Raw genomic sequence first — 24779 nt, forward strand, 5'->3', positions numbered from 1 at the left:
CCATCACTTTTACCGTCGCAGGAGCGTTCTGTTTTCGCAAGCGGATTCCATACGAGTTCTGCGGGGCCCGAGTTTCCTTACACGACGCCTCGGAACCTGATCGTCGTCCACATTTCGCAACACCTCAAAAATTTTCCTAAACCCGACTCGACTCCGTTCACGGACTGTTCTAGTTTCCCCGCCATGAGCACGAACCCCACGATACGCGTCGAACGCGAAGCCGAAGAACGGCTGCCGAAAGGCGGCCGCTCGGCTCCGTTCGTCCTCCGCGGAGCCCGCCGACATTAGGCGCGCTGGAGGACGCCCCGCGTGTGAGTGTCTTCCCATGAGTTCGTTCTTCCCCCTCTCCGTCCTGATCGCCGGCGCCTGTCGCGCCGCATTCGAACGCCGGCCCGGCGCGACGCGCGCCTGAGCGCGCTCCCCGTCCGCCGGGCCTTCCCCCCTTCGAACAGCGATTCACCGCGCCGGCGCCCCGCCCGCGCGAACGACGGAGCTTTTTCCAATGTCCAAGACCTCCACCATCTTCTTCGACGCCGACATCGACGTGCTGGCCGCGCGGACGCGCACGCTGGCCGACGATCTCGCGCGCCTTCACGCCGACGGCTGCCCTACCGACGCCGATCTCGCCGACGCGCCGCTGCTCGACAATTGGGTCGTCGCGGCGCGCATGCTCCCCGCGCTGGCCGGCTCGGTTTTCGGCCATCCCGTGATGGGCGACCGCCCGCGGATCATCACCTCGGACCTGTTCGCGCTCGACGCCGCCGCCGGCTGGGCGCGCACGGCGGGCCGCTTCTATCGCCTCGGTCGTCCCGGCGGCGCGGCGCGCGGGAGGGACCAATGAGCAAGCTCTCGGACCTCCAAGGAAACGACGACGACGACCTCTTCGACCGTCCCGACGACGATACGCCCGCGCCCGGCAGCGTCGCCGACGCGCTCGCGGGGGCGTGCCTCGGGGCGGCCCTGCCGGCGGATCTGCGCCGGCGCATCCGTCGCGGCGCCACGGTGGCCATCATCGTCCAAGCGCCTGGCGCCGACTGGTGCGGCCCGCTGGCGCGCGCCGTCCGCAAGGATCCGCAGAAGATCGTCTGCGTGTCGCGGGACGGCTCTGCCCGCCGCGACCACGATCCCGCGCACGGCAACGACGGCGTCGCGGCGGATCTCGCGGGCGGGCGTTCCGTCATCGGCGTCTCGCAGGATCCGCCGCAGTTCCTGCCGTCGACGCTGGTCGCCGTCGCCGACGCGCATGTCCACGTCCGCGCGCCCGGCGCCAAGATCCTGCGGTCGCTGCTGCGGAAGTATGCGAGCGGACGCGTTCCCGACGCGCTTCCCGACGTCTCGACGCTCGGCTTCCATGAGATCGTGGCCTGCTTCCGCCCGGGCGCGGCGGCGCGCGACGTCGTCGCCAATCTGGTGCGGATCGCCGACGCCGGGAAGACGGCGACCGTCGCCGGCGCCGACGACGCGCCGCCGATCGACTGCCTGCCCGCCGATCTGCGCCGGTTGGCGCAGGACATCGCGTCGGGCGTCGCCGACTATCGCGCCGGTCGAATCCGCTGGCGCGACGTGCGGACGCCGGGCGTGCTGCTCGCCGGCCCGCCCGGCGCGGGAAAGACGACCTTCGCCGCCGCTCTCGCGAAGGCGCTCGACGTCCCGCTGATCGTCGATTCCTGCGGACGCATGTTCGCCCGCAGCGGCGACGCCGGCCATCTCGGCACGATCGCCAGAGCGATGCAGGACGTCTGCGACGCGGCGCGGGCCGCCGCCACCAAAGGCGCCAGCATCCTTTGCCTCGACGAGTTCGAGGCGGCCTGTCCCGACCGGGCGTCGATGGACCGGCGCGGCCGCGACTTCTGGACGCCGATCGTCACCCTGGTGCTGACCCTGCTCGAGGATCACGCCGGCGTGATCGTGGTCGCCGCCTCGAATTTCGCCGACGCGGTCGACGCCGCCGCCGTCAGGCCGGGCCGGCTGACGCGCATCGACGTCGCTCCGCCCGGAGCGGACACGCTCGCGCGGATCCTGCGCTGGCGGCTCGGCGACGCGCTTTCGGGCGTCTCGGACGCCGATCTCGTCGCGACGATCCGCCTCGCCGGGCCCAGCGCGACGCCGGCCCATGCGGCGCATTGGGCGCGCGACGTCCTCCACGCCGCCCGCGACGCGCGCCGCGACGCCGGGCTCGACGACCTGCTGCGCGTCGTGGCGCCGCCCGATCATCGCTCGCCCGCCGACCGGCGCGTCGCCGCCGTCCATGAGGCCGGGCATTGCGTCGCCTATCGCGACGCCGGGCTGACCATCGCCTCGACGTCGATCGTCGCGCGCGGCGACTCCGGCGGGGAGACCCGCGCCGCCGGGCGTCCCTCGATGTTCCCGACGCGCGCCGATCTCGACGCCGGCGTCGTGATCCTGCTCGCGGGACGTTCCGCCGAGGAGATCGTCCTCGGCGCCGCGTCCACGGGCGCCGTCATCGATCTCGCGATGGCGACGCGCGCGCTGGCCGACGGTCTCGGCGCCCACGGGCTGGGCGACACGCTGCTGCATCGCTCCGACCCGGCGGCGACGCTGACCTTCGACCACGGGCTGCGCGCCGCCGTGGAGGCCGATCTCGCCAGGCTCCACGCCCGCGCGCTCGACCTGATCCGCCGGCGCCGCGCCGACGTCGAGCGCATCGCCGACGCGCTGCTGACGAGACGGTTCCTGACCGGGGACGACGTCGCCGTCCTGCTGGCGCCGCCGCCGGTCCGCAGCGGCGGCCCGAAGAGCGGGGCGAAGGACGCCAAGCCCGGCCCGAAGGTTCGCGGCCCCAAGGTTCGCGGACCGAAGATTCGCGGGAGGAATTCATGAGGGACGGCGATCTTCTCGACGACGTCGTCGCGCGTCTGTGGACGGTTCGCGAGCGTCTCGGATCACGGATCTACCGCGCCGCCGTGAAGGGCGCGCTCAACGGAATCGCCGCCGCCATCCTCGAGGAGGCGGAACGCAGGGCGGGGGTGTCCGCCAACGGCGATCGGAAGGATTCCCGCGTGATTCCTTTTCCGGTCGCGGGACGACGAAAGAAAACGAGCCGCGTCGACATCGACCGATAAGCGGCGAATCAGCGTCGCTCACAATGTGGCGGCTTTTGGACATGGTTAAAAACAGGAGTTTGCAGATGATCGCCGACAGCACGACCTTCGTTGACACCAGCGCACCCGTCGATCCGGCGAGGCAGGCGCTTGTTCGAAAGATGAAAGGAGAGATCGTGATCACGATGACCGAGGCCGCTCAGATGCTGCGTATGGGCGTCAAGACGCTCCGCCGCAAATGCAAACGCGGAGAGATCACGTTCGTGGTGAAAGGCGGGGAGACGAGGCCGCGCAGAATGTTCGCGGTCTCCGATCTGGAGGCCTTCCTCCAAAAACGACAGGACGAGACGCGTTACACGCGCCTTTCCCGCCCGGATTGGATGGCGTCCGTGCGTGTGAGCCACGCGCCCAAGCGCAAGTCGACGAAGGGATGACGAAAATGTCCAAGCGGAACAAATGCGGCCTTTACCGCCGTAAGAACTCGAAGGTCTACCATTTCGACTTTCGCCTCAATGGCATGCGCTTCTACGGCTCGACCGGCTGCACCGACAAGCGCGAGGCCGAGACGTTCGTCCAGCGTGTCGAAGTTGAGGCGTATCGCCGCCCTCCGCCGCAGTCGGACGCGACGGTCAAGGGCGATCGCACCTTGTCCCAGGCGATCTCGGACTACATCGATCAACACCTGAAACATCTGAGCGGCAGCCGGAAGCGTATAGGGGACTTGCAAAACATCGAGACCAAACTGGGCGGCGACATCATGCTGTCGCAGATCAACAGAACTGTCATGATCCAGCTTCGGGACAAGCGGCTGAATGATTTCCGATGGGACATGCCGACGCAAGGTGTCGTGTCTCGTGGGACGGTCAATGAGATGCTTCGTGCGCTCGACGGGATGCTGAATTATGCCTGCGAGACGTGGGACGTTCCGAAGCGGTATTCTAAACTGGGAAAGGTGCTCCTCAAGATCCCGAAACCGAAGACCCGCGTCTATACGCTCGAGGAGCAGGATCGCATCTGCAAGCATCTCTGCACCGAGGACCAAGCGATCGTTCACGCCTTGATCCGCACCGCGCTGCGGCGCCAGAACCTGGTCGAGCTGAAATGGGAGGACGTGAATCTCGAGACCGGAGTTCTTTACCTCCGCGTCAAAGGCGGCGACCCCGAGGTTATTCCGATGACCCCGGACATTCGCGCCATCATCGAGGAGAGACGGGGAAATCATCCGGTCTACGTTTTCACCTATCTGGTCCCCGAGAGGCGACACTTCGCTAAGCTCGGATGGATGGAGGCTGGGTCGAGATTCCCAGTAAAGGGAGACGTCTTCTATCGGCATTTCCGCAACGCCTGCCGGAAGGAGGGGATTTCAGGACGGGTTCACGACTGCCGGCACACGGGGGCCACCCGCACGCTGATCGCGACCCACGATCTGCGGGCCGTGCAAAAGCTCCTCAAGCACAAGAATATAAAGGATACCGAGCGCTATACCCACCTGGAAGCGAAAGACGAGCTCGCGGCCATGCTCGCGGTCGAGAAAATGGAAAAGAAGATCCGCGCACGCCGTCAAGGCGCACGCGCCGGGTAGGCCGTCCGACAGACGGCGTAAAAAGGGCGGGGAAGAAGGGCGAGGCTCTTCTTCCCCGCCCTTTTTGTTTGGTCGCGGTCGCCGCCCTTCGTGATGTGCTCTCGTCTCGCTCATCTGATCTGAATGGTCGCGCAAACGCGCATGACGCTATCCCCCGCCGCATTCGAACCTCGACCGTCGATCTAACTCCGTGCCGAGCGGGGACCGCCGCTCGCTGCGACGATGGCTGGGTGGGAGTTGTGGGAGCGGCTTCCGAGGTTTTCGCGTCGGGAACCCGTCGGGAGCCTGTGCGCCAACATGGATCGAATGGGGTTCGCTGAGGCCAAATTGGGCCGAAACGAGTCCTTGAATTTATTGGTATTCTTCGATTGTCCAATGATTTACGAGTGCGATCACGAAAGAACCCCAAACGTTGGTTTGTAACGCCGAACGCCCCGGTTTCCTTGGGGTTCGCAAACAAAATGGGCGTGTGTCGGGAGCAGGGTCGGGAGTTTTTGCGGCACCGCCCGCTCGGCGGGTTCGACCGGCATCAGGGGCGCTTCATGCGTCGCCCACAATGTTTTGGATCATACACGGGAAGCTCGACCAGCGATAGGGTCGCGAGGCGTTCTCCAAGCCGCCCGCCGCAACGGCGGCCAGCGCGCGCGGTGCCCGCTGGGCTGACCGGCGGCCAGCTACCCCAGCGCGTCTCTTGGACCCCGGTCCTGCCTTTTCGGCCTTTCGCGATTGGGTGGCACGTCCCGCTTCCCTGCGCGCCGGAAATGGGCCGGCGATCTTCGCCGACGAGACCGCGCTCCGGCGCGCCGATGGCCGTCGCGGAGGCACCCGAGCGCTCCGATTCGCCCTCCGAATCATTCGCAGCCTCGGCCTGATTCGCGTCGCCGGCCGTCAAATTGAGCCTCCGTTCAGCGCGGCACGGGGTCAAAATCGACGATCATGGGGGTCATTTTTCGTCCCGATAGCTTAAGCGTGACAATTGGAATCCAAAAAAAGAAAATTTCTCCCGCCGTAATTCCGCCGTGTTTACCCCCGTTGGATTTCCGTGCTGTGCGCCTAATATACTGATTTCATGGTTAAAATGTCCGCTATTTTGCGGACGTGAACGAAGATATGTGATGGCGATTCTTCGATGCGGGCGTCGACGTCGGTAACCGAAAATTTACAGCCGCGGGAGGCGTCCGCGATCGCGAGGCGGAATGGAATTGACGCCGCGAATCTTGGTGGAGCGGGCACGTTTGGCCAGCGATTACGGCAACGTGTGCAACAATCGCCCGATGAGGCCGATAAGGCTGTCGAAGTCCGAGCCGAGCCGGCCCAATGCCGCCTCGGCGCCGACGAACGCTGCCCCGGCGGCGCCGGCGGCCTTCGCGGTGGAATCGATGAGGGCGTCGAGGAATTTGTCCGCCTTGCGCGCGAGCCATTTGACCAACGCCACGATCCCGTCCCTGACCCGCTTCAGCACGGAATAGCAAAGCTCGACGATTCTCCGTCGGGGCTTCTCGGCCTTCAGTTCCTCCTCGAGGATCTCCGTCGCAGCGACACCCTCGTTCAACAATTCGGGGTCGATGACCGCGCGATCTGGAGGATTGTTGTGGCCCATGCCCGGAACGGCTGCCCCCCGCCCGGCAATCATATCCACCAGCGATTCGATCGTCAGAAGATCACGGCGCGATTTTTCCAGCAGATCGACAGCTTTTTCACGCAGATCATCCAATCGACTCGTCGCGTCATCCTTAGCCTTTTCCCCGGTCTCGGCCATGATTCTTGACGCCACATGGATGTACCGGCGCCCGGCCTCTTCCACCGCAGCGACGAAGTCAGGGAGTTCCATCCCGTCCCTGGCGGCGCAAGCCTTGATCAACATCGGCAGGTTGAAGCCGGCGACGACTTCAATTCCGGCTCTCGTCATCGCTAAGAGGGCCAAATTGGATGGAGTTCCGCCAAACATGTCGGTGAAAACGATCACGCCCGTGCCCGCGTCCACCTCGGCGATGCAGGCGTTAATTTCCCTTTGGCGGACTTCCATGTCGTCTTCTGGATTGATGCAGACTGTCGCGATGTTCTGCTGAGGACCGACGATAAATTCCAAGGCCGAGAGCATCGACGCCGCGATTGGCCCGTGGCTCACCAATACGATCCCGATCACGGAACGCCCCGCTATGCACCTCAGTCCCGCATTTGCAGGCGACACGGCGAGTTAAGCTTGGCGAATCCAACGCCGTCAAGGCGGGGTCGGAGACGAGGGGTTGATGCCTTCGTATCGCGTCGGATATTTGTTTATCTATACGTCTCGATCCTACGGTGCGAACCGCCAGTACCGGGCCACGCCCGTTTCCGGCATCGGACGCACCTGCGGCAAACGCGGAGCATGCCCGCCTCTAGTCAGGAGCAAGCCGATATCGTCAATCAGGGAACGCTTTTCCGCATAATCGTTATGATTCCATCCAAATATCTCGTCGCCGAGCGCGGTCGCATCTAAGGTTTCGACTCCAGGAACAACAATCGGTCCTTCTCGTGGAACGAACCCTGCCCTCGGTATCCCTCCCGCTATTGCCATCGACGCAATCAAGGCTCGATCGACGGACGAAGCGTAGAGCGTGAGCCCCTTGAACATTCGTGCAACCTTAGGCACGACCTGTATGAATTGATCGCGATCAACATCCGCCGCCGCCATGATGAGCTGGCCCTTTGGGTTGGAATCTGTTTTCGTCCAGTTCGCAAGGGCCCCCAATACGAGAAAGTTGCCCATGCTGTGCGCGATCACGTGGACGGTCGAGATTCCGTGCCTCTGTTTCAGGTTGTCGAGCAAGTCCAAGAAAGCGCCGCCTGCAACAAGAGCACTGTTCCGGTCGTATTCGTAGCCGGCGACTTCTCCTCTCGACGCCCAAGAAAATAGCACGGGCAGCCCCTTGAATTGAGCATCAAACGATATCTGGGCGAAACGATACACGGCTTCATCGAAAGTTGTGCGGAAGCCATGAACGAAGACGAGGGCTTCATGTGGGCCAATCGCGTCGATCTGGGTATCCCACTGCTCTTGAGATAGCGATTGCACGCTGCGTAGGATGAAATGTTTATTCTGGTCGGGTTGTTCACTCGACAGTGTCAGTATCGAGAAACCTCCTGGCAACTCAAGACGCCCAAAGTGGTGGTGCTCGGGAACCCTGACGCGAGCACGTCCGAAATGCAGGGATTCATCTCGTTCACCTGAATAGCTATCACCAACGGCGCGCGTCTCATTTTCGTTTGGCTTGCGAACGGTGGCGTAAAATAGGTCTACGACGCGCGGATCATACGACTTTTCTATAATGGCTTGTGGCGCAAGTCCTGCGGGTTTCACTGGCACATAGGGACTCCGCCGACGGCTCTCTTCGTGACGCTCAATTCTACGTGGTGGAAAATAGTGATGCTCACCTCTACGAGCTGGAGTATAGTAATGCCAAGCCGCAATCTGAACGAAGCGGCACTCGATACCATCGGGCACAATTCGAGCCATTACTTGACAGCCGTTTCGAACGCCAGCGAACTTGTGTGATGACCCGATTAGATCAAATCTCCGTCCATATATCCAAGCGAATCCGTCGCGCAGCACTTTGAATTGAGCCAATGCCGTTTCCGTAATGGTCGATTCACGGGGCAACACCTCTCGCTTTGTCGTCATTCTGTCAACGACATCGTTCCCTTCGGAAATGCCCTGAGCCAATGCAACAAGCTTTGCCCGCACCCTCTCGTCCGCAACGTCGCCTTCCAACGTGACCTGGCCCTCAGCTTTTTTCCGAGCGGCCCAATGAAAAGGCGCCCTATCTGGGGGTTCAATTTTCAGGCTGAGAGTCTGGCCGCGGTGGAGGACTTCCGTTTCGATTTTTTTCTTGAGACTTTCGATCTTGCTCGCATCGGCGATCCCTTCGACCTCGAGACGATCGCCACTCAGCTCCACCCTGCCGACTTTTAGATCTGACAAAATTGTGGCCAAGAATCTTGTTGGCGGATCCGAATCTTCTTCGGATCCAAGTTCCGAGTTTAGCTTGTCCAGATCCACAGTCGTCGAGTCGCCCATGTCAATGTCGTTGCTGATATCCTCCTGATCGGGCCATGAACCACGTAAGACAATTATCGAGGGGAGACGCCAACCGACTATATGGAACACCTTCGGTTCGGCGGACCGATTTTCCGATATAGGAGCAGCAATTGCGCCGAAGGCAATGATGAGCATCGCCGCCAAGATAACTGGAAGCCGAGGTTTGTAGATCATGCCCCATAACTCCAACGCCGAAGTCGCGAGGTCGGGATTGATCCGACGGAGGTAGGCAGGCTGAGCCGCTCGGCAAGTGCGGATAGTGGAGGTCATGCTGTAAATCGACAGCCGAGCATTCCTCTGGCGCGCGGCAGAGTGGACTTTGCGGCCAGCACTCGGCTCCCGTAGCGATGCTACATCTGCGATTGCGATCAGCGGGCGGCCAGTTCGGACGATGGTGGGCCGACGATGTTGGAAAGGTCGCCAAGTCTGCGACGCTTCAGGTCGAAGGGAACCGTGTCGTCGCCGAAGCCAAGCTAACCGCTACAGTGGCGGCAATGGCGGCGTTTGGCCAGCGTTGCCGTTGCCGGCAGGATTCGTGATGGCAATTCCACGACCCGTTTTCGACGCCGACAGCCGTGGATTCCGCTCCGCCGCGCCTTCCAAGAATCCCGTGAACAAATCATGGAAGGCGCTGGCCGCCGTGAGCCGGGGCAGTTATACAGGGGTACTATACAAGCCCCTAGGACGGCGGGCGTAAGTATCTGATATTCTTGGCATGGCGCGGAAAGTGTAAACTCCCTCCCTCTCCGCCAAGGCTCCGCAGAAAACACCCTTTGAAACAAAGCCAGCGACCGAATGAGCGACGATCGGTCTTTCTTTTGGCCTTTCTTTCAGAGCCGGCGAGGCGTTGCCGAGCGCCCGCGCCGCTTCGATCCATGCTGGCGAAAAATGCAGTCCTGGGGCGCGCGGGTCTATGAGCCGGTTCGAGAACCTTGCGAGCCGGGCGACGAGCGCGGGGAAGATCGGGGCGTCTTGAGGAACGAAGGTTTCGGGCGGCGCGATCGGCGCAGCAAATCGTCGGCGAGAGCGGCAAGGGGCCGGGCGTGAGGTCGAGGAAGGGCGTATAATGCTCGCTCAGCGAATCAGTCAGGTCGATCCATATGCCGAACGACGACAAGAACCAGCCTGTCCATTTGATCGAAGACGAGAAGACGGGTGACCGGTTTCTCGTCTACGGCACAGATAAGGGCTTGCGTCTCGACATTCGATACGCCGGCGACACGCTTTGGATGACACAGTCTCAAATCGGCGAACTTTTCGGACGAGATGTCTCAACGATTTCAAGGCATATTGCAAATGTGGTGGAAGAAGGAGAGCTCGACGAATCGACTTCTTTGCAGAAAGTGCAAACAACTACCGGTAGGCCCGCTACGGTCTACAGCATCGATATGGTGATTTCCGTTGGCTATCGGGTATCCTCAGCCCAGGCCACGCTTTTCAGACGGTGGGCGACCGAAAAGCTAGTTCAATTCGCGACCAAAGGCTTTGTAGTCGATACCAATCGCCTCAAGCAGCCAGAACATGCCGACAGGGTAGCTGAACTACGCGAGATCATCCGAGATATCAGATCAGACGAGGCGAACGTCTACCGTGAGCTGCGTAGTATTTGCGCGATGTGCCAGGATTATGATGGGTCATCCGAAACTTGGCAGGAGTTCTATCGGACAACCCAGGCAAAGCTTCTATACGCCGTCACGACTCATACGCCCGCCGAGATCATTGCCGCGCGAGCCAATGCGAAGGCCCCAAACATGGGCCTCACCAATTGGCCAAACGATAACATCCGTAAGCAAGACGTGGCCGTGTCAAAAAGCTATCTTGCTGATGCGGAAATCAAGGAGCTGAACCGATTAACGACGATTCTATTGGATATCTTCGAGGACCAACTCGAGTTGGGCAGACTCATCATCATGGAAGACGCACGGCGATTGTTAGATCAACAGCTACGATCATTAAGTCGCACCCTGTTGACGCATGGCGGTCGGATCAAGATGAGCGACGCCAAGAAGCACGCGGAAAAACAATACGAAATCTTTGACGCTGGACGCAAGATTGAGCGACAGAAAGCTGCCGATCGTATAATCGCCGAATTGAGGCAGTCCGACAAATCACTACCGAAGTCTACGCGCCGCAAGCCGTAATCATCTTCGCCAGCGCGTCCAGTTCCACGCCTTTGTCGAGAGAGGTTCCGGTCACCGCGTCGAGGTCGGGGCCGAGGGCTTCGCCCTCTCCATTTCAGCGCCGGGCATGCCACCGTTCTCCGCAGAGCCGGGCCGCCGAGCGCCAATGCCGCCAGATTGCGGCGGCGACAAGGGCTCGCAGCGACGCGACATCGAGCGCGCGAAGGAATTGGCGCGGGAGCTGAAGGAGTGACGCAATGACCAAGAATTTCGCCGCCTTCAACGTGTCCGATTATCTCGATAACGAGGAAACGATCGCCGAATATCTGACGGCAGCAGCAGAGGACGAAAACTCCGACGTTCTGCTCGCCGCGCTTTCGGAAGTGGCGAAGGCGCGCGGCATGGCGCAGGTCGCGGCCGCCGCCGGGCTCGGACGCGAAAGTCTCTATAAAGCCCTCGCCCCCGGCTCCCATCCGCGGTTCGAGACGATCAGCGCGGTATTGCGCGCGTTGAACGTCAAGATCGCGTTGATTCCGACCTCTTCGACGACACGATGACCAGCGTTGCGCTTTCATTTTTTTCATAAGACCGAGGCCGGCGCCCCGGCCTCTGAGATTGGAACGCCCATGCTTCATTCGTCGCTCCGCGCGCTCGCTGTCGCTCTCCTCTTCTGCCTCTCTTGCGGCGTCGCCGCGGCGCGCGCGCCACTGGTGCTGTTCACGGATTTCGGAACGGCGGACGGCGCCGTCGCCGCGATGAAAGGCGTCGCCTATTCCATCTCGCAGGATCTCCTGGTCGCCGATCTCAGCCATGAGGATCCTGGAAGCATATTCGCCGGCGCCTATCGCCTCTATCAGGCGGAGCCCTATTGGCCGAAAGGTTCTGTGTTCGTCGCCGTCGTCGATCCCGGCGTCGGAACGGGACGGCTGGCCATTGCGCTGGAGACGCTGAGCGGCCGCTTTTTCCTCGCGCCCAACAATGGGCTGCTGACATTGGTCGCCGAGCGCGAGGGCGTGAAGGAAGTGCGCGAGATCGACGAGAGCGCGAACCGCCGGCCCGGCTCCGAGCAATCCCACACTTTTCACGGCCGCGATATTTTCGCCTATGCCGGCGCGCGTCTGGCGGCGGGCGCGCAGAGCTTCGAGCAGATCGGCCGCAAGCTGCCGCCGGAAGCGCTGGTCACGATTCCCTATCGCGCGGCGGAGCGCAAAGGCGATGCGGTCAGCGGAATCATTCCCGTGCTCGACGCGCATTTCGGCAATGTGTGGTCGAATATTCCGAAAACCCTGTTCGACGAATTGAAGATCTCGCTGGGCGAGCCGGTGCGTCTGCGCATTCGCCATGGCGATCGGCTCGTCGCCGATCTCGACGCGCCCTATGAGCGCACATTCGGCGACGTTGCGCAGGGACGCCCGCTCGTCTACGTCAACAGCCTCTTCGACATGGCCGTCGCGCTCAATCTCGGCGATTTCGCCAAGAGCTATGGCGTCGACTCCGGCCTCGACTGGACGATCGAGCTTTCGCGCGCCGAGCTCGCGCATGCGCCCCCAGGCCTGGTCGAGAAATAAGCGCTCGGGCGGGGCTCTCACCCCGCCCGCTCTATCGCCTCCTCCAGCGAGTCGCCGGCGCCGAGCTGCGTGTCGAACAGGCGCCGATAGACGCCGCCCGAAAGGCGCAGCAGCTCCTCATGTGAGCCGTCCTCGACGATGCGGCCATGGTCGAACACCAATATGCGGTCGAGCCGCTGCACAGTCGACAGGCGATGCGCGACGACGATCGTCGTGCGTCCCGCCGATAATTGCTCGATCGCCGCGCGAATATGGAATTCGGACACGGAATCGAGCGAGGAGGTCGCCTCGTCCAGCACCAATATCGGCGTCGCCGCGAGAATGGCGCGCGCGATCGCCACGCGCTGGCGCTCGCCGCCCGAGAGCTTCACGCCGCGCTCGCCCACCAGAGTCTCATAAGCGTCGGGCAGACGCTCGATGAAAATATCCGCATGGGCGAGACGCGCCGCTTCCGCGATCTCATATTGCGCCGCATCGGGCCTGCCATAGGCGATATTCTCGCCGAGCGGCCGATGAAACAGGATCGGCTCCTGCGCGACGATGCCGATCGCCTCCCGCAGCGAGGCCTGAGTGGCGAAGGCGATGTCCTGGCCGTCGATGAGAATGCGGCCCGCGTCGAGATCGAACTGGCGCTGCAGCAGCTTGACGAAGGTCGTCTTGCCGGCGCCAGAGGCTCCGACGAGGCCGACGCGCTGGCCCGGACGGATCGTCAGCGAGAAATTCTCATAGAGCTTCCTGCGTGCATTCGGATAGCCGAAGGTCACATTGTCGAAGACGATCTCCCCGCGCTTCACCACCAGCGGCGTCGCGCCCGGCGCATCGACCACATCGGGCTCCTGCGCGTCGAAGGCGACGACATCCTCCATCTCGTTGACGGCGCGCTGCAGATTGCGGACGTGCTCGCCAATGTCGCGCAAATAGCCGTTGATGAGCCCCTGTATGCCGATGAGGCTCACCACATCGCCCGTCGTCATGCCGCCTTGCGACCACAGCATCAGCCCGCAGCCGAGCAAGGTCGCCTGCATTGCGATCATCACCACGGCCTGCAGCAGCCCGACCGTCGAGCCACGATACCAGGAGATCAGCGTGCGCTTGCGCCATTCGGTCACGAGCGCGGTGAAGCTCGCATCCTCGCGTTTCTCGGCGGCGAAGCCTTTGACGATCTGATTGCCGGTGATCGAATCGGCGAGCCGCGCGCTCACGGCGGAATCGAGCGCCTGCGACACTTGCGCCGCAGGGCTGATCCAGCCGAGTGAGAGGCCGACGCCAATCGCCAGAAACAGCGTGATGCCGATCGCCACGACGAGGCCGAGCAACGGCCAGCGCCAGGACAGGAGGCAGGTGATCGCCACGATCACCGTCGCCGCCGGCAACATGCCGAAGATGAGCGTGTCGCTGAGCGAATCGAAGGCCCAGACGCCGCGCGTGATCTTGCGCACCGTCGCGCCGGCGAAGGCGTTGGCGTGCCAATCGGCGGAGAAGCGCTGCACGCGCGCAAAGGCGTCGCGCACCAGCGCCGCCATGGCGTGGGCGGCGACATGGCAGACGGAGAAGGCGACGAAATTGCGCAGGCAATGAAACAGCAGCACCGTGCCGAGAAACACGGCGAGCGCCCAAAGCGCGGGCGCGAGCTCGCGGCTCTCGCCGGCGACGACATCGGCGAGATGACCCGAGGCGACGGGCACGAAGACGTCGACGACATTGGAGACGAGGCGAGCGACGAGCATCGCCGCGAGCAGGCGCGGCGAGAGAAGCCAATAGCGGAGCGCGAAGCGCAGCGTGGTCAAATAGGCGGACATGAATCCTGCGGGACGCGAGACGTCCCGATCCCTTTTTCGTGAATGGGCGCGAGGCGACGCGAGACGAGGCTGCGTCGCGGCTGTTTCCGGGAATGTCTTTCGTGAGAAGATCGTCAGCGCCGACAGAATCGGCGGAGCGACATGCGCGAGAGAGCAGCCCGGTATTTTCGAACCGGGCTCACTGCCTGAACTCTCTAGGCGCGGCCCGGGGAACGATGAGACATGACGAATTTCATCATGGCGACTCCCCGATAGAGATGACGAGCGTCGCTGATGCGACGCGCCATATTGCGGTGCAATATGGCGAGATTCATGCGCCCAAAGCGCTGCTCTGTCAACCGCGCCGGCGCCGCTCGGCGCATCAGAGGGTAGGACGATAATCCTCGGCGCCCCAATGCAGCAAATGGCGCGCGCGCTCCGGCCCCCTCGCCTCGCTCGCCAGCCCATAATGCAGGGCGAGCCGCTCGAGCGCGATTTTCAGCACCACTTTGGCGGAGCGCTGCGGCCAGCCGCGCTCGGTCTCGATGAGCTCGAGGCCTTTCAAATAGCCGCAGACATCGGTGAGCAATCCGCCGAGCTCCGGCCCAACCGCATCGAAGGCGAGAGAGAGTCGCCGACGCGCGTCGATCGCCACATCGGCGACACTGGCGCCCGCGCCGCCGCCGCGCGCGGAGCCGATCGCCGCCTCCCAATCGGCGGTGACGCGCTGGAGAATGGCGGCCTGCGTCACATCGCGACGGAAGCGCTCGCCGGCCTCGATCTGCTCCGGCGCGAGAAAGGGACGGCCGTCGCGATCCTTGCGGCGCGCGAGCCAGGCGAGCGGACTCTCGCCCTCATTGACCAGCGTCGGGCGCGCGCCCTTCTCCACCACGCGCGGCGCGAGCGCGCTGTGCTGCGCGAGAAAGGGGCTCGCCTCTGCCGGCGCCGCGAGGCGCCTCAGATGAGCGCGCCCCTCATCTGTCAGTTGCAGGCGGCGCGCCTCGCCGGCGCTGTCCCAGCGCGCCAATCCGCGCGCCGCCGCTATATCCGCAATGCTTTGGGCGAGACGCGCGCGCGCGACCGTGACGCCCTTGCGCGGCGCGGCGACGATGATCGACCGCGCGCCGAGCGGATCGGCCATCGCCTGCGCGCCGGGCTCGCTCATCGCCTCCAGCAGACGGCGCAGCGCGCGCGCCTCGGTCTCGTCACTATGCCGCTGAATGGTGCTCATGAATCGTCTCCGGTCGGATGGGAAGTGAAGGAAAGAGCGATCGTCTCGATGAGACGCCGCTGCGCGCGCAGCGCTTGTTCCAACGCGGCCACGGCGCGATCGAAATCCTCTTGGTCGCGGCGGTCCTCTATGCGCGCGCAGGCGTGGCGAACGCTGGCGCGATCACGCGCGAAAGCGCGTCCACAGGCCGAAAGGCTCGCGCCGAAAGCGACATGATCGAGATAGACCGCGAGATGGCGCGCATCGGCGACATTGGCGCGCCCGCGGCTCGCGCTGAGAAGAGCCTCTGGCGCGACGCCACAGGCCGCGGAAACGGCGGCGAGGCAGAGCGCCGATGAAGGAAGGGGTGCGTTTGGTCGGGGCGGCATTCTGTCTCGCCTTCACGGGCGTCGCCGCGCTGAGCCGGCGACCTCTCTGACGCTAGCATGAATTTAGTCCTATACAACGGATAAAAAACTTATCCCCATCCCCCGCTCCTCGCCCATTCTCGGCGGCGGGAGGACACTCATGCACAATCCGCCGTCATCCGATCGCCTGCGCGCCGCCGCGCGCAAAAGCCTGCAGAGCGCGCTGCGCGCAAAAGCCGAGGCCTATCGCCGTGAGGAGTTTCTGCGCTCGTTTCATCGCCTCTCGCGCAGCGTCATCGCCGCCGAGACGCCGCAGGCCGCCGCCGTCGTGCTGAAGGAGCTAGAGCGCGCGCTGCGGGCCGAGCGCGCCCGCGCCGGCCATTGGACCTATGATCTCACGCGTCATATCGCGCTTCTGGTGGCTCATCGCGCCGAGCAGGCGCGCGCGCTGCGTCTCGCCCGCTCGGCTCATAGAAGCGCTCGCGACCGCGTGTGATCCCGGACCGGGGCGGCGCCCTTTGTCGGCCGCCGGGATTGAGCTAGAAAAGCCTTTCCATTGGTGTTTGCGTTCGAAGCTCCATTCCCCGAGCGGGCATATCGAAAGACCGACCATGTTCTTGGAAAGGCTGCTCGCTCTGGCGACGGGCGCGATCGTCGCGCTCTGTCTCGGCCTCGGACTGGTGATGATGGCGCTCGGCCCCGGCCGCAAATTCGCCGAACCGGCGCATATCGTCGAGCCTCGTCTCGCCGACACTGACACGGCGCCGCTGGCCGAAGCCGCGACCGAGCCGACGCCGGCGCCCCCCCGCCTCACCGCCCACGAGCGGATAGAGCAGGCGATCGCCGCCACGGAGGAATACAAATCGTTCTTTCAGCGCATGCGTCAGACTTTTCCGACCGATTACGCCGCCGCCATAGAGACATTCGCGCAGGAGCCCGGCGTCGGCGCGGAAACGGCGAGCGTCGATTTCTATCTCGCCGAATCGGTGCGCCGGCTACGCCAGGCGCGCGGCGTGCTCGCCGCCAAGGCGGAGCCGCTGGTTCTCGCCCGCGTCTTCGATCTGCAGCTCGATGTGCTGCGCGCCATCTCCGCCGAGAACAAGAAGCTCTGCGCGGCCTTTCTCTATGGCGGCGTCGATCAGGATTTCCGCAGCTTCGCGGCGGGGCGGCGCGCGCTGGTCGCGGAAATGGCTGTGGTCGGCCTGGAGGCCATCGCCAGCGGCCAGGCCAAGCAGCTGGAGCGCTCGGCGCCGAGCGAGGAGGATTTCCGCGCTCTGGAAAAGGCGCTGGCGGCGCGCGGCCTGCGCAAGCCGGAGATCGACTCGCTGCTGGACGGCAAGACGCCCGATCCGCCCTTCGACGACAAGAAGACCTGCGCCCTCGGCCAGACCTACCTCGAGGCGCTGCGCGCTCTGCCAGAGCCGATCCGCCTGCGCATCTATGGCCTGGCGGTGGAGCTGATGGCGCGGTCCTGATCGCCCCGCGCCAGATCGCCCTGCTCGACGGCCTCGCAGACAATCGGGCGCCGCCACGCCCCATAACGCCAGGGCGCGAGCGAATGCGCCGACGCCGGCGCCGCCAGCGGAACCGGATCATAGCCATCGCCGCCGCCCGGCCGGCAGCGGCACAGACGCGCAAAGCCCATCCAGCCGCCGGCCCACAAGCCATGGCGACGGATCGCCTCATCCGCATATTCGGAACAGCTCGGCAAATAGCGGCACTCGCGCCCGATAAAGGCCGAGAGGCTGAGCCGATAGAGCAGGATGAGCGCGCGAGCGGCCCGCGCGGGAAGCGATCCGATCATGGCCCACTTTATCACGGCGAGCATTGCGCGACAGAGTCGATCGCGGCGAGCGACAATTCCCCGGACGGCGGCTTGACACTTTTGGCGAGGGTCGACTATATCCGCCGACGCTCGTCCGAGAGGACGCGGGGCGGAGTAGCTCAGTCGGCTAGAGCAGAGGAATCATAATCCTTGTGTCGGGGGTTCGAATCCCTCCTCCGCTACCATTTCTCCGCCGAACGGAATTCCTGTGCGAAATCAATAACTTGCGTCGGGGTAGCGAGTCTGAGCCTCGACTCGCGACCGGGTGCCGTCTCTCATCGATGGGAGACCGGATTTTGGCGCGAATCAGCTTCCTCCACCGCCGCGACGGGCGCTACTACCTTCAGGCGCGCATGCCCGTCCACCACGGCGAGACGGCGCGCATGCGCGTCTTCCGATCCGCTCTCGGAACTTGGATAGATTATCGACTGCTCCAAGGCATTGCGGAGGGCAAGCGCATCGGTCCGATTGCAATAGAGCTCGCGAGGGAACAACCCGACGCCGACCTCGGCGTCGCCTTCGAGCGATTGCTCGACAGCGGAGCCGTTCTTCGATTGCAAAAAGAGGAGAACCCCCAATGAACCGCAACGAGACAGCTCCCATGGCGACGGGTGGCGTGAAGCGCCAATGGTCATTTCCATCGCGAGTCGCATCGGCGTCGTAGACCATGTCGCTGCGGCGCGCGCCCAGGCGGCGCCCGGCCGAGCTTGCGCAGAGTGTCTGCCACGGGTTGCCGGTCCGGGCGAGATCTATCCCGGCGGAATCTGACCTTGCCTGGGCGCAGGTGACGGCGACGCTCGGACCATCCGGCCGGCAAGACGACGGCCCTGCGCTGCGTGACAGGACGAAGCGGTGGAGCTTCTCGCCCATACCTATCGTCGTCCGCTCGGCGCGGCGTTTCAGGGACGCCGCGCGCCGGCGACGGTCCGGCGGAAGCAATTGCTCGGGCCGGCGCGCCTCCGCCGCCGGCCCGGGCTTCGTCTCGCGGCTCAGCCTTCCTTCACATCCGGCGGCGTCGCCTCGGCGGCGAGCGCGGCCAGCGCGTCGGAAAGACTCGCAGAGCTCTGCGCCTGCGAGCCGAGACGGCGGATGGAGACGGTGCGCTCGGCCGCCTCCTTCTTGCCGACGACGAGCAAAGCCGGAACCTTGGCCAGCGAATGCTCGCGCACCTTATAGGTGATCTTCTCATTGCGCAGATCGAGATCGACCGCGAGGCCGAGCTTGCGCGCCTCCGCCGCCACCTCATAGGCGTAGTCGTCGGCGTCCTGCGTGATGGTGCAGACGACGATCTGCAGCGGCGAGAGCCACAGCGGCAGATGACCCGCGTAATGCTCGATCAATATGCCGGTGAAACGCTCCAATGAGCCGAACATGGCGCGGTGAATCATCACCGGCGTCTTCTTCTCGCTATCCGCGCCGATGTAGAAGGCGCCGAAGCGGCCCGGCAGATTGAAGTCCACCTGCGTCGTGCCGCATTGCCATTCGCGGCCGATGGCGTCGCGCAAAGTATATTCGAGCTTCGGCCCATAGAAGGCGCCTTCGCCCGGATTGACGCCGGTCTTCAGGCCCCGCGCGGCGAGTTCGTCGAGCACTTTGTGGAGCGCCGCCTCCGCCTTGGCCCAGGCTTCATCGGAGCCGACATGCTTCTCCGGCCGGGTAGAGAGCTTCACCACCACATCGTCGAAGCCGAAGTCGCGGTAGATCGTCAGGATGAGATCGTTGATCTTCAACGCCTCCTCCATGATCTGGTCCTCGTTGCAGAAGATATGCGCATCGTCCTGCGTGAAGGCGCGCACGCGCATCATGCCATGCAGCGCGCCCGACGGCTCATAGCGATGCACAATGCCGAATTCGGCGATCTTCACCGGCAGGTCGCGATAGGACTTCAAGCCATTCTTGAAGATTTGCACATGGCCGGGGCAGTTCATCGGCTTCAACGCGAAAATGCGCTCGTCCTCTGTCTTGGTGAGGAACATATTTTCGCGATAGGTCTGCCAATGGCCGGAGGTCTCCCACAAAGCGCGGTCGAGCACCTGCGGCGTGTTCACCTCGCGATAGCCCGCGGCCTTCTGGCGCCGGCGCATATAGGAGACGAGGCTCTGGAACAGCGCCCAGCCCTTCTCGTGCCAGAAGATCGTGCCCGGCCCTTCCTCCTGGAAATGGAACAGGTCCATCTCGCGGCCGAGGCGCCGATGGTCGCGGCGCTCGGCCTCCTCGAGGCGATGCAGATAGGCGTCGAGGTCCTCCTGTTTCGCGAAGGCGGTTCCATAGATGCGCGAGAGCATCGGATTATTGTGATCGCCGCGCCAATAGGCGCCCGCCACCTTCATCAGCTTGAAGGCGGTGCCGACCTTGCCGACAGACGGCAGATGTGGGCCGCGGCAGAGATCGAGCCATTGGCCCTGGCGATAGATTTTCAAATCCTCGCCGCCGGGAATGCTCTCGATCAGCTCGCGCTTGAAGGCCTCGCCCTTCGCCGTGAAGTAGGTCTTGGCCTGATCGCGGCTCCAGACTTCCTTGGTGATGGCGGCGTCGCGCGCGACGATCTCGCGCATCTTCTTCTCGATGGCGGGAAGATCATCCGGCGTGAACGGCTCGGACCGATAGAAATCGTAATAGAAGCCGTTCTCGATCACCGGGCCGATGGTGACTTGCGTGCCCGGAAACAGCTCCTGCACCGCTTCCGCCAGAAGATGCGCGCAATCGTGACGGATCAGCTCCAGCGCGCGCGGGTCCTCGCGGCCGACGAATTCGATTTTGGCGTCGTGGTCGATCGTATCGACGAGGTCGCGCAGCTCTCCATCGAGAGCCATGGCGACGGTTCGCTTGGCGAGGGAAGGGGAAATGCTCTTGGCGATATCGAGGCCGGAGACGCCGGGCTCGAATTGACGGGACGCCCCGTCGGGGAAGGTTACGGCGATCATATGCTCTCCTCATGCGCCCACTCGCCGATACAAGTCGGCGTAAGTCGCGTGTCGCCCGAATTTGGGCAGGGGCTTTGATAAGGCAAGCATGTCGCGCTTGGCAATCGTCGGCGCGGGGCGCTCGGGAGGGGGTGACGCCCAAGTCTCCGGGATGACCCCACCCCGTCCGGCCATAGGGCGTTCTCAAAGAACGCCCGTCGCGAGCGCCGGGCTATGGCCGGCCGACCCTCCCCCTGAAGGGGAGGGTGGAGCGCCCTTCGGCGAAATCGCTCTTATTTCAACGCGAATCCCAGCGCCCGCAGCGCCTCTTTCAGCCGATCGCGGCCGCTGAGGCTCTCGGGGCCGCGCACGCGGGAGAGCGCCTGGCGAATCCAGCCTTGCTCGGGAAGGCCCGCCTCCTTCTGGAAATCGCGGAACTTCTCGTCATAGGTCTTCACCGCCTCGCGCTGCGCCTCGTTCCAGGCATATTGCTCGCGATGCAGAACGGCGCCTTGGCCGAGGCGCGGGCGCACGCCGCCGGCCTTGGCCGGATCGGGACGGCCGACCGCCATGCCGAAGACGGCGAAAACGCCCGGCGGCAGGTCCAGTTCCTTGGCCACTTCCTCCGGCTTGTTGCGAATGCCGCCGATGTAGACCCCGCCATAGCCGAGCGATTCCAGCGCGACCAGCGCATTTTGCGCGGCGAGGCCGGCGTCGATCGCGGCGGTAAGGAACATTTCGAAATAGGGCAGCGCCGCTCCGTCGCGGCCCTGCTCCTTGCCGATATTCTCGAGCCGCGAGAGATCGGCGAGCCACAGAAGAAACAAAGGCGCGTCGCGAATATGCTGCTGGTTGCCGGCGAGATCGGCGAGGCGGCTCTTGCGCGCCTCGTCCTCCACGGCGACGAGGCTCCACACTTGGAGATTGGAGGAGGTGGAGGCCGATTGCGCCGCGGCGACAGCGGTCGCCAGAGTCTCGGCGGGAATTTTTTCCGGCAGATAGGCGCGAATGGACCGATGCGCGAGCAAAAGCTCGAGCGTCTCGTTCCAGACGGGCGGGGTCGGCGAATCGTCGCGGCGATAGCGGGCGCGGATCGCCTCCGCGCCATCGGCCGCGCTCAATTCCCCTTTGGTGATCGGCTTGTTCATATCGTCTCCAGAAAACGCCGCGTGACGCGCGCACTTACGCGCGCTTTGCGGCATGGTGGCGAAAGCGGCCGCAAAAATCCACCCTGCGCCATCGGAAAAGGGGAAGCGGACGGCGCAGGAGCCGACCCCTCGGCTTGTACGGATAGCGGCGGCGTCCGAGCTGCTCCTTGTGGACAACGCTGGGCAGTTCTGTTAATCCCCCGCGCACGGGTCAGGCGCTCCGTCAGCGCCCGACCGACTATTCTCACCCGCAGCAACGTCTCCAACCGGGGCGCGCGCCGCCTCTAGAAACAGGATCGCTTCGTGCAAGTTCTCGTCCGCGACAATAATGTCGACCAGGCTCTCAAGGCGCTGAAGAAGAAGATGCAGCGCGAAGGCATTTTCCGTGAGATGAAGCTCCGCGGCCATTATGAGAAGCCCTCGGAGAAGCGCGCGCGCGAGAAGGCCGAGGCCGTGCGCCGCGCCCGCAAGCTCGCCCGCAAGAAGCTGCAGCGCGAAGGCCTGCTGCCCGTGAAAGCGAAGCCCGCCGTCGGCGGCCGCTGAACGGAAAGAAGCGGGCGCGTCGAAATCTCGCCGAATTGCCCGCTATCATTCGTCTTCGTCGCGCATTCGAAGCGCTTTCAGGGCTTGTCTCGAGGAGGTCGGACGGAATGGAATTGCCGCTCGGATCGGCGGTTCGCCGGACGTCCCCCGCATTTTGTCGCCACGCGCCTTTGCGCGCGGGCGTCGCGCTCCTGACTCTGCTCGCCCTCTCGGCCTGCGAGACCGCCGGCGTGCTGCGGCCGCCGGGACGCGGCTTCGCCGAGACCGACGCCGCCGACCCGAGAGCGGCCAACGCGAATATAGAGTCGCTGTCGGAGGTCGTGCGCCGCAATCCCAGCGCCGAGGCCTTCAACACGCGCGGCGTGGCGCTGGCCAAGATCGGCCAGTTCCAGGAGGCGATCGCCGATTTCTCCCAGGCGATCAAGATCGAGCCCAACAACGCCGCCGCCTTCACCAATCGCGCCCTCGCCTTCCGCCAGACCGGCCGCAACGATCAGGCGCGGCTCGATTTCGACCGCGCCATCGACGTGAACCCCAATCACGCCCCGGCCTATATCGGCCGCGCCAATCTCTTGCGCGCGCAGGGCAATCTGGATCAGGCGCTCTCCGATCTGGACGCCGCGATCCGGCTCAATCCCGAGAGCGCGCAGGCGTTTCACGCGCGCGGGCTGATCCATCAGAAGCGCGGCGACAATCAGCGCGCCGTCACCGATTTCGACAACGCTATCGACCGCGATCCCTTCGCGGCGGCGCCCTATCAGGCGCGCGGCGAGAGCCTCGTGACGATGGGCAATTACGACAAGGCGATCGAGGATTTCAACGCCGCGCTCAATGTCGACAATAAGAGCGCGCCGGCCTGGGCGTGGCTCGGCCTCGCCTATGAGCGCAAGGGCAATCGCCAGAAGGCCGCGGAATCCTATCAGCGCGCTCTGGCGCTCGATCCGCAGCAGCCGATCGCGAAACAGGGCTCCTCGCGCGGCTGAGCCTCAATCGCTCGCTTCTAGACGCCGCGGCGTCGTCAGCGCGGCGTCCACCCAGCGGGCGACGCGCGGAAACACATCGGGCAAACCCAGCACCAGATGCTGCCCGCCGGGCACGAGCACGAAGCGCTTCGGCTCATTTGCGAGATCGAAGAGCTTGCGCCCGAGCGCGATCGGCACCACGCCATCCTTGTCGCCATGCACGATCAGCACGGGAACATGCACCTCGCGAATGGCGAGATCGGAGCGGAACTGATCCAGCATCAGCCAGCGCACCGGCAGAAAGCCATAGCGCGTCTCGGCGACGTCGGCCGCCGAGGAGAAGGGCGAGTCGAGCGCCAGCGCCGCCGCCTCCCGCCGCGCGGCGAGCTGCGTCGCGACGCCCGAGCCCAATGATTCCCCGACGATGACGATCCGCTCCGGCCCATAGCCGCGCGCGCGGGCCGCCGCATAGGCGGCCTCGGCGTCACGTATCAGGCCCTCTTGCGTCGGCGTTCCGCTGGAGCCGGCGTAGCCGCGATAGGCGATGGCGAGAAAGCCATAGCCTTCGCCCATGAAAAATCGAAAGCGCGCGACACGATCGACGAGCCCGCCAGCGTTGCCGTGGAAATAGAGCAGCACCGGCCGCCCCTCGCGCGGCGGCGCATGCCAGGCGACGATCGTCTCGCCGTCCGCGGTCGCGAGCTTCAGTTCCTCGACGCCGGAGAGCCCCGCCTGCTGCGGCGAGATTTGGCGCGTGTCCGGCAAATATTGCAGGCGTCGCTGAAACAGGCCGAGCGCCGCCGAGGCCAGAACATAGGCTCCGACGACGATCAGCAGCGTCCATTTCAGCAACGCCAGCGCCATGGGCGATCAGCCTCCGCTTTCGGCCTTGCGCCGCGCCTCGGCGCGCTCATCGAGCTTCACCGCGATGAAGCCCGCGACGAGCACGAGAACGGCGCCGGCGATAGAGGCGCCGAGTTCGAAATGCGCCGGCGCGGTCCAGCCGAATTTCTCCCAGATCGGATCGCTGGCGATGAGTTCGCCCGAAATCCAGCCGAGCAGGCCCGCGCCGGCCCAGACCAGAATGGGGAAGCGCGACAGCGCCTGCATCAGCAGGCCGGCGCCGAAAACCACGATCGGCACAGAAACGCCGAGGCCGAAGACGATGAGCGGCATGGAGCCTTCCGCCGCGCCGGCGATGGCGATGACATTGTCGAGCGACATCACCGCATCCGCCATTATGATGGCCGCCACCGCGCCCCAGAGGTCCTCTTTGGCCTCCATATGATGCTCGGTCTCGTCGACGAGCAGCTTGGTGGCGACGCCGAGCAGCATCAGCCCGCCGAGCGCCTTGAGCGCCGGAATCGCCATGAGCTGAATGACCACGAAGGCGAAGGCGATACGCAGCGTCACGCCGCCGCCCGCGCCCAGCAAAATGCCCCATCGTCGCTGCTGTTTCGGAAGCTTGTGACAGGCGAGAGCGATGAGAATCGCATTGTCGCCGGAGAGAAGCAGATCGATCCAGATGATCTCTAAGACTTGGAAGCCGACGGAAAGCTCGTCGCCGTTCATTGACTTGGGTGTCCAACCCTGCCCGAGGGCAGTATGCGCGCGATCATATCGCGCTTCATA

At 64.2% G+C, this 24779-nt stretch carries 22 protein-coding genes, 1 tRNA gene and 1 pseudogene; 13 read left to right on the forward strand and 11 right to left on the reverse strand.

The window, feature by feature from the left end:
- The first annotated feature begins 502 nt into the window (after positions 1-502).
- The 5 genes from GYH34_RS01705 to GYH34_RS01725 all read left to right on the forward strand — a co-directional run bounded on the left by GYH34_RS01705 (position 503) and on the right by GYH34_RS01725 (position 4644).
- A complete protein-coding gene (locus GYH34_RS01705) occupies positions 503-841 on the forward strand; it encodes a DUF6634 family protein (RefSeq protein ID WP_161912087.1) in 339 nt (112 codons plus the stop codon).
- Entirely contained in the window at positions 838-2841 is a 2004-nt protein-coding gene (locus GYH34_RS01710; RefSeq protein WP_161912088.1) for an AAA family ATPase, read from the forward strand. Before GYH34_RS01705 ends, GYH34_RS01710 begins: the two co-directional genes overlap by 4 nt.
- Positions 2838-3083 carry a hypothetical protein gene (locus tag GYH34_RS01715; RefSeq protein WP_161912089.1) on the forward strand — a complete coding sequence of 82 codons (246 nt, stop codon included), beginning with the start codon at positions 2838-2840 and terminating at the stop codon, positions 3081-3083. The genes GYH34_RS01710 and GYH34_RS01715 overlap by 4 nt, the downstream gene beginning before the upstream one ends.
- A 65-nt stretch (positions 3084-3148) precedes the next feature.
- Complete coding sequence (locus GYH34_RS01720; RefSeq protein ID WP_161912090.1) at positions 3149-3496, forward strand: helix-turn-helix domain-containing protein; 348 nt, start codon at positions 3149-3151, stop codon at positions 3494-3496.
- Between the two features lie 5 nt (positions 3497-3501).
- Positions 3502-4644 (forward strand): site-specific integrase, encoded by a 1143-nt coding sequence (locus tag GYH34_RS01725; RefSeq protein WP_161912091.1) that lies wholly within the window; start codon positions 3502-3504, stop codon positions 4642-4644.
- Positions 4645-6397: 1753 nt separating this feature from the next.
- On the opposite strand, the pseudogene GYH34_RS21860 reads toward GYH34_RS01725, so the two are convergent.
- A pseudogene (locus tag GYH34_RS21860) lies at positions 6398-6790 on the reverse strand (PTS sugar transporter subunit IIA); the annotation flags it as partial.
- 150 nt (positions 6791-6940) lie between these two features.
- Positions 6941-8896, reverse strand: a complete 1956-nt coding sequence (locus GYH34_RS01735) for an alpha/beta hydrolase (RefSeq protein ID WP_161912093.1) — start codon at positions 8894-8896, stop codon at positions 6941-6943.
- 926 nt (positions 8897-9822) lie between these two features.
- On the opposite strand from GYH34_RS01735, the gene rhuM reads away from it, so the two are divergent.
- The 3 genes from rhuM (at position 9823) to GYH34_RS01750 (ending at position 12410) form a co-directional block, all read left to right on the forward strand.
- The gene (rhuM, locus tag GYH34_RS01740) at positions 9823-10863 is read left to right on the forward strand and encodes a RhuM family protein (RefSeq protein WP_161912094.1); all 1041 of its coding nucleotides are present in this window, start codon (positions 9823-9825) and stop codon (positions 10861-10863) included.
- A 236-nt stretch (positions 10864-11099) separates the two neighbouring features.
- Positions 11100-11399: an addiction module antidote protein gene (locus GYH34_RS01745; protein ID WP_161912095.1), complete on the forward strand. Its 300-nt coding sequence runs from the start codon at positions 11100-11102 to the stop codon at positions 11397-11399.
- A 69-nt stretch (positions 11400-11468) separates the two neighbouring features.
- A complete protein-coding gene (locus tag GYH34_RS01750; protein ID WP_161912096.1) occupies positions 11469-12410 on the forward strand; it encodes an S-adenosyl-l-methionine hydroxide adenosyltransferase family protein in 942 nt (313 codons plus the stop codon).
- A 17-nt stretch (positions 12411-12427) separates the two neighbouring features.
- Here the strand turns inward: GYH34_RS01750 and GYH34_RS01755 are convergent, their stop codons facing one another.
- From GYH34_RS01755 to GYH34_RS01765, 3 genes are all read right to left on the reverse strand, one after another.
- Positions 12428-14209, reverse strand: coding sequence for an ABC transporter ATP-binding protein (locus GYH34_RS01755; protein WP_161912097.1), 1782 nt, complete (start codon positions 14207-14209; stop codon positions 12428-12430).
- 361 nt (positions 14210-14570) lie between these two features.
- Entirely contained in the window at positions 14571-15419 is an 849-nt protein-coding gene (locus GYH34_RS01760; RefSeq protein ID WP_161912098.1) for a DUF6456 domain-containing protein, read from the reverse strand.
- Entirely contained in the window at positions 15416-15787 is a 372-nt protein-coding gene (locus GYH34_RS01765) for a helix-turn-helix domain-containing protein (RefSeq protein WP_161912099.1), read from the reverse strand. Before GYH34_RS01765 ends, GYH34_RS01760 begins: the two co-directional genes overlap by 4 nt.
- Before the next feature lie 139 nt (positions 15788-15926).
- On the opposite strand from GYH34_RS01765, the gene GYH34_RS01770 reads away from it, so the two are divergent.
- Both GYH34_RS01770 and GYH34_RS01775 read left to right on the forward strand, forming a co-directional pair.
- Positions 15927-16262, forward strand: coding sequence for a hypothetical protein (locus GYH34_RS01770; RefSeq protein WP_161912100.1), 336 nt, complete (start codon positions 15927-15929; stop codon positions 16260-16262).
- Positions 16263-16377: 115 nt separating this feature from the next.
- On the forward strand, positions 16378-17241 hold the full coding sequence (locus tag GYH34_RS01775) for a hypothetical protein (protein ID WP_161912101.1): 864 nt from the start codon (positions 16378-16380) through the stop codon (positions 17239-17241).
- Here GYH34_RS01775 and yidD read toward each other — a convergent pair.
- Positions 17205-17570 carry a membrane protein insertion efficiency factor YidD gene (yidD, locus tag GYH34_RS01780; RefSeq protein ID WP_161912102.1) on the reverse strand — a complete coding sequence of 122 codons (366 nt, stop codon included), beginning with the start codon at positions 17568-17570 and terminating at the stop codon, positions 17205-17207. The genes GYH34_RS01775 and yidD overlap by 37 nt on opposite strands.
- A gap of 129 nt (positions 17571-17699) precedes the next feature.
- Here yidD and GYH34_RS01785 point away from each other — a divergent pair.
- Positions 17700-17776 (forward strand) — tRNA-Met (locus GYH34_RS01785).
- A gap of 90 nt (positions 17777-17866) precedes the next feature.
- Here GYH34_RS01785 and GYH34_RS01790 read toward each other — a convergent pair.
- The 3 genes from GYH34_RS01790 to GYH34_RS01800 form a co-directional block, all read right to left on the reverse strand.
- Positions 17867-18232 carry a hypothetical protein gene (locus tag GYH34_RS01790; RefSeq protein WP_161912103.1) on the reverse strand — a complete coding sequence of 122 codons (366 nt, stop codon included), beginning with the start codon at positions 18230-18232 and terminating at the stop codon, positions 17867-17869.
- A 348-nt stretch (positions 18233-18580) separates the two neighbouring features.
- Positions 18581-20515 (reverse strand): threonine--tRNA ligase, encoded by a 1935-nt coding sequence (gene thrS, locus GYH34_RS01795; protein ID WP_161912104.1) that lies wholly within the window; start codon positions 20513-20515, stop codon positions 18581-18583.
- A gap of 272 nt (positions 20516-20787) precedes the next feature.
- A complete protein-coding gene (locus GYH34_RS01800) occupies positions 20788-21642 on the reverse strand; it encodes a nitroreductase family protein (RefSeq protein WP_161912105.1) in 855 nt (284 codons plus the stop codon).
- Between the two features lie 303 nt (positions 21643-21945).
- On the opposite strand from GYH34_RS01800, the gene rpsU reads away from it, so the two are divergent.
- Positions 21946-22185, forward strand: a complete 240-nt coding sequence (rpsU, locus tag GYH34_RS01805) for a 30S ribosomal protein S21 (RefSeq protein ID WP_018267543.1) — start codon at positions 21946-21948, stop codon at positions 22183-22185.
- Between the two features lie 107 nt (positions 22186-22292).
- The gene (locus GYH34_RS01810; RefSeq protein ID WP_161912106.1) at positions 22293-23168 is read left to right on the forward strand and encodes a tetratricopeptide repeat protein; all 876 of its coding nucleotides are present in this window, start codon (positions 22293-22295) and stop codon (positions 23166-23168) included.
- 3 nt (positions 23169-23171) lie between these two features.
- Here the strand turns inward: GYH34_RS01810 and GYH34_RS01815 are convergent, their stop codons facing one another.
- Positions 23172-24011, reverse strand: a complete 840-nt coding sequence (locus GYH34_RS01815) for an alpha/beta hydrolase (protein ID WP_161912107.1) — start codon at positions 24009-24011, stop codon at positions 23172-23174.
- A gap of 6 nt (positions 24012-24017) precedes the next feature.
- Positions 24018-24719, reverse strand: a complete 702-nt coding sequence (locus GYH34_RS01820) for a TerC family protein (protein WP_161912108.1) — start codon at positions 24717-24719, stop codon at positions 24018-24020.
- Positions 24720-24779 lie beyond the last annotated feature (60 nt).

The sequence above is a fragment of the Methylosinus sp. C49 genome, from assembly GCF_009936375.1.
Lineage (GTDB): Bacteria > Pseudomonadota > Alphaproteobacteria > Rhizobiales > Beijerinckiaceae > Methylosinus.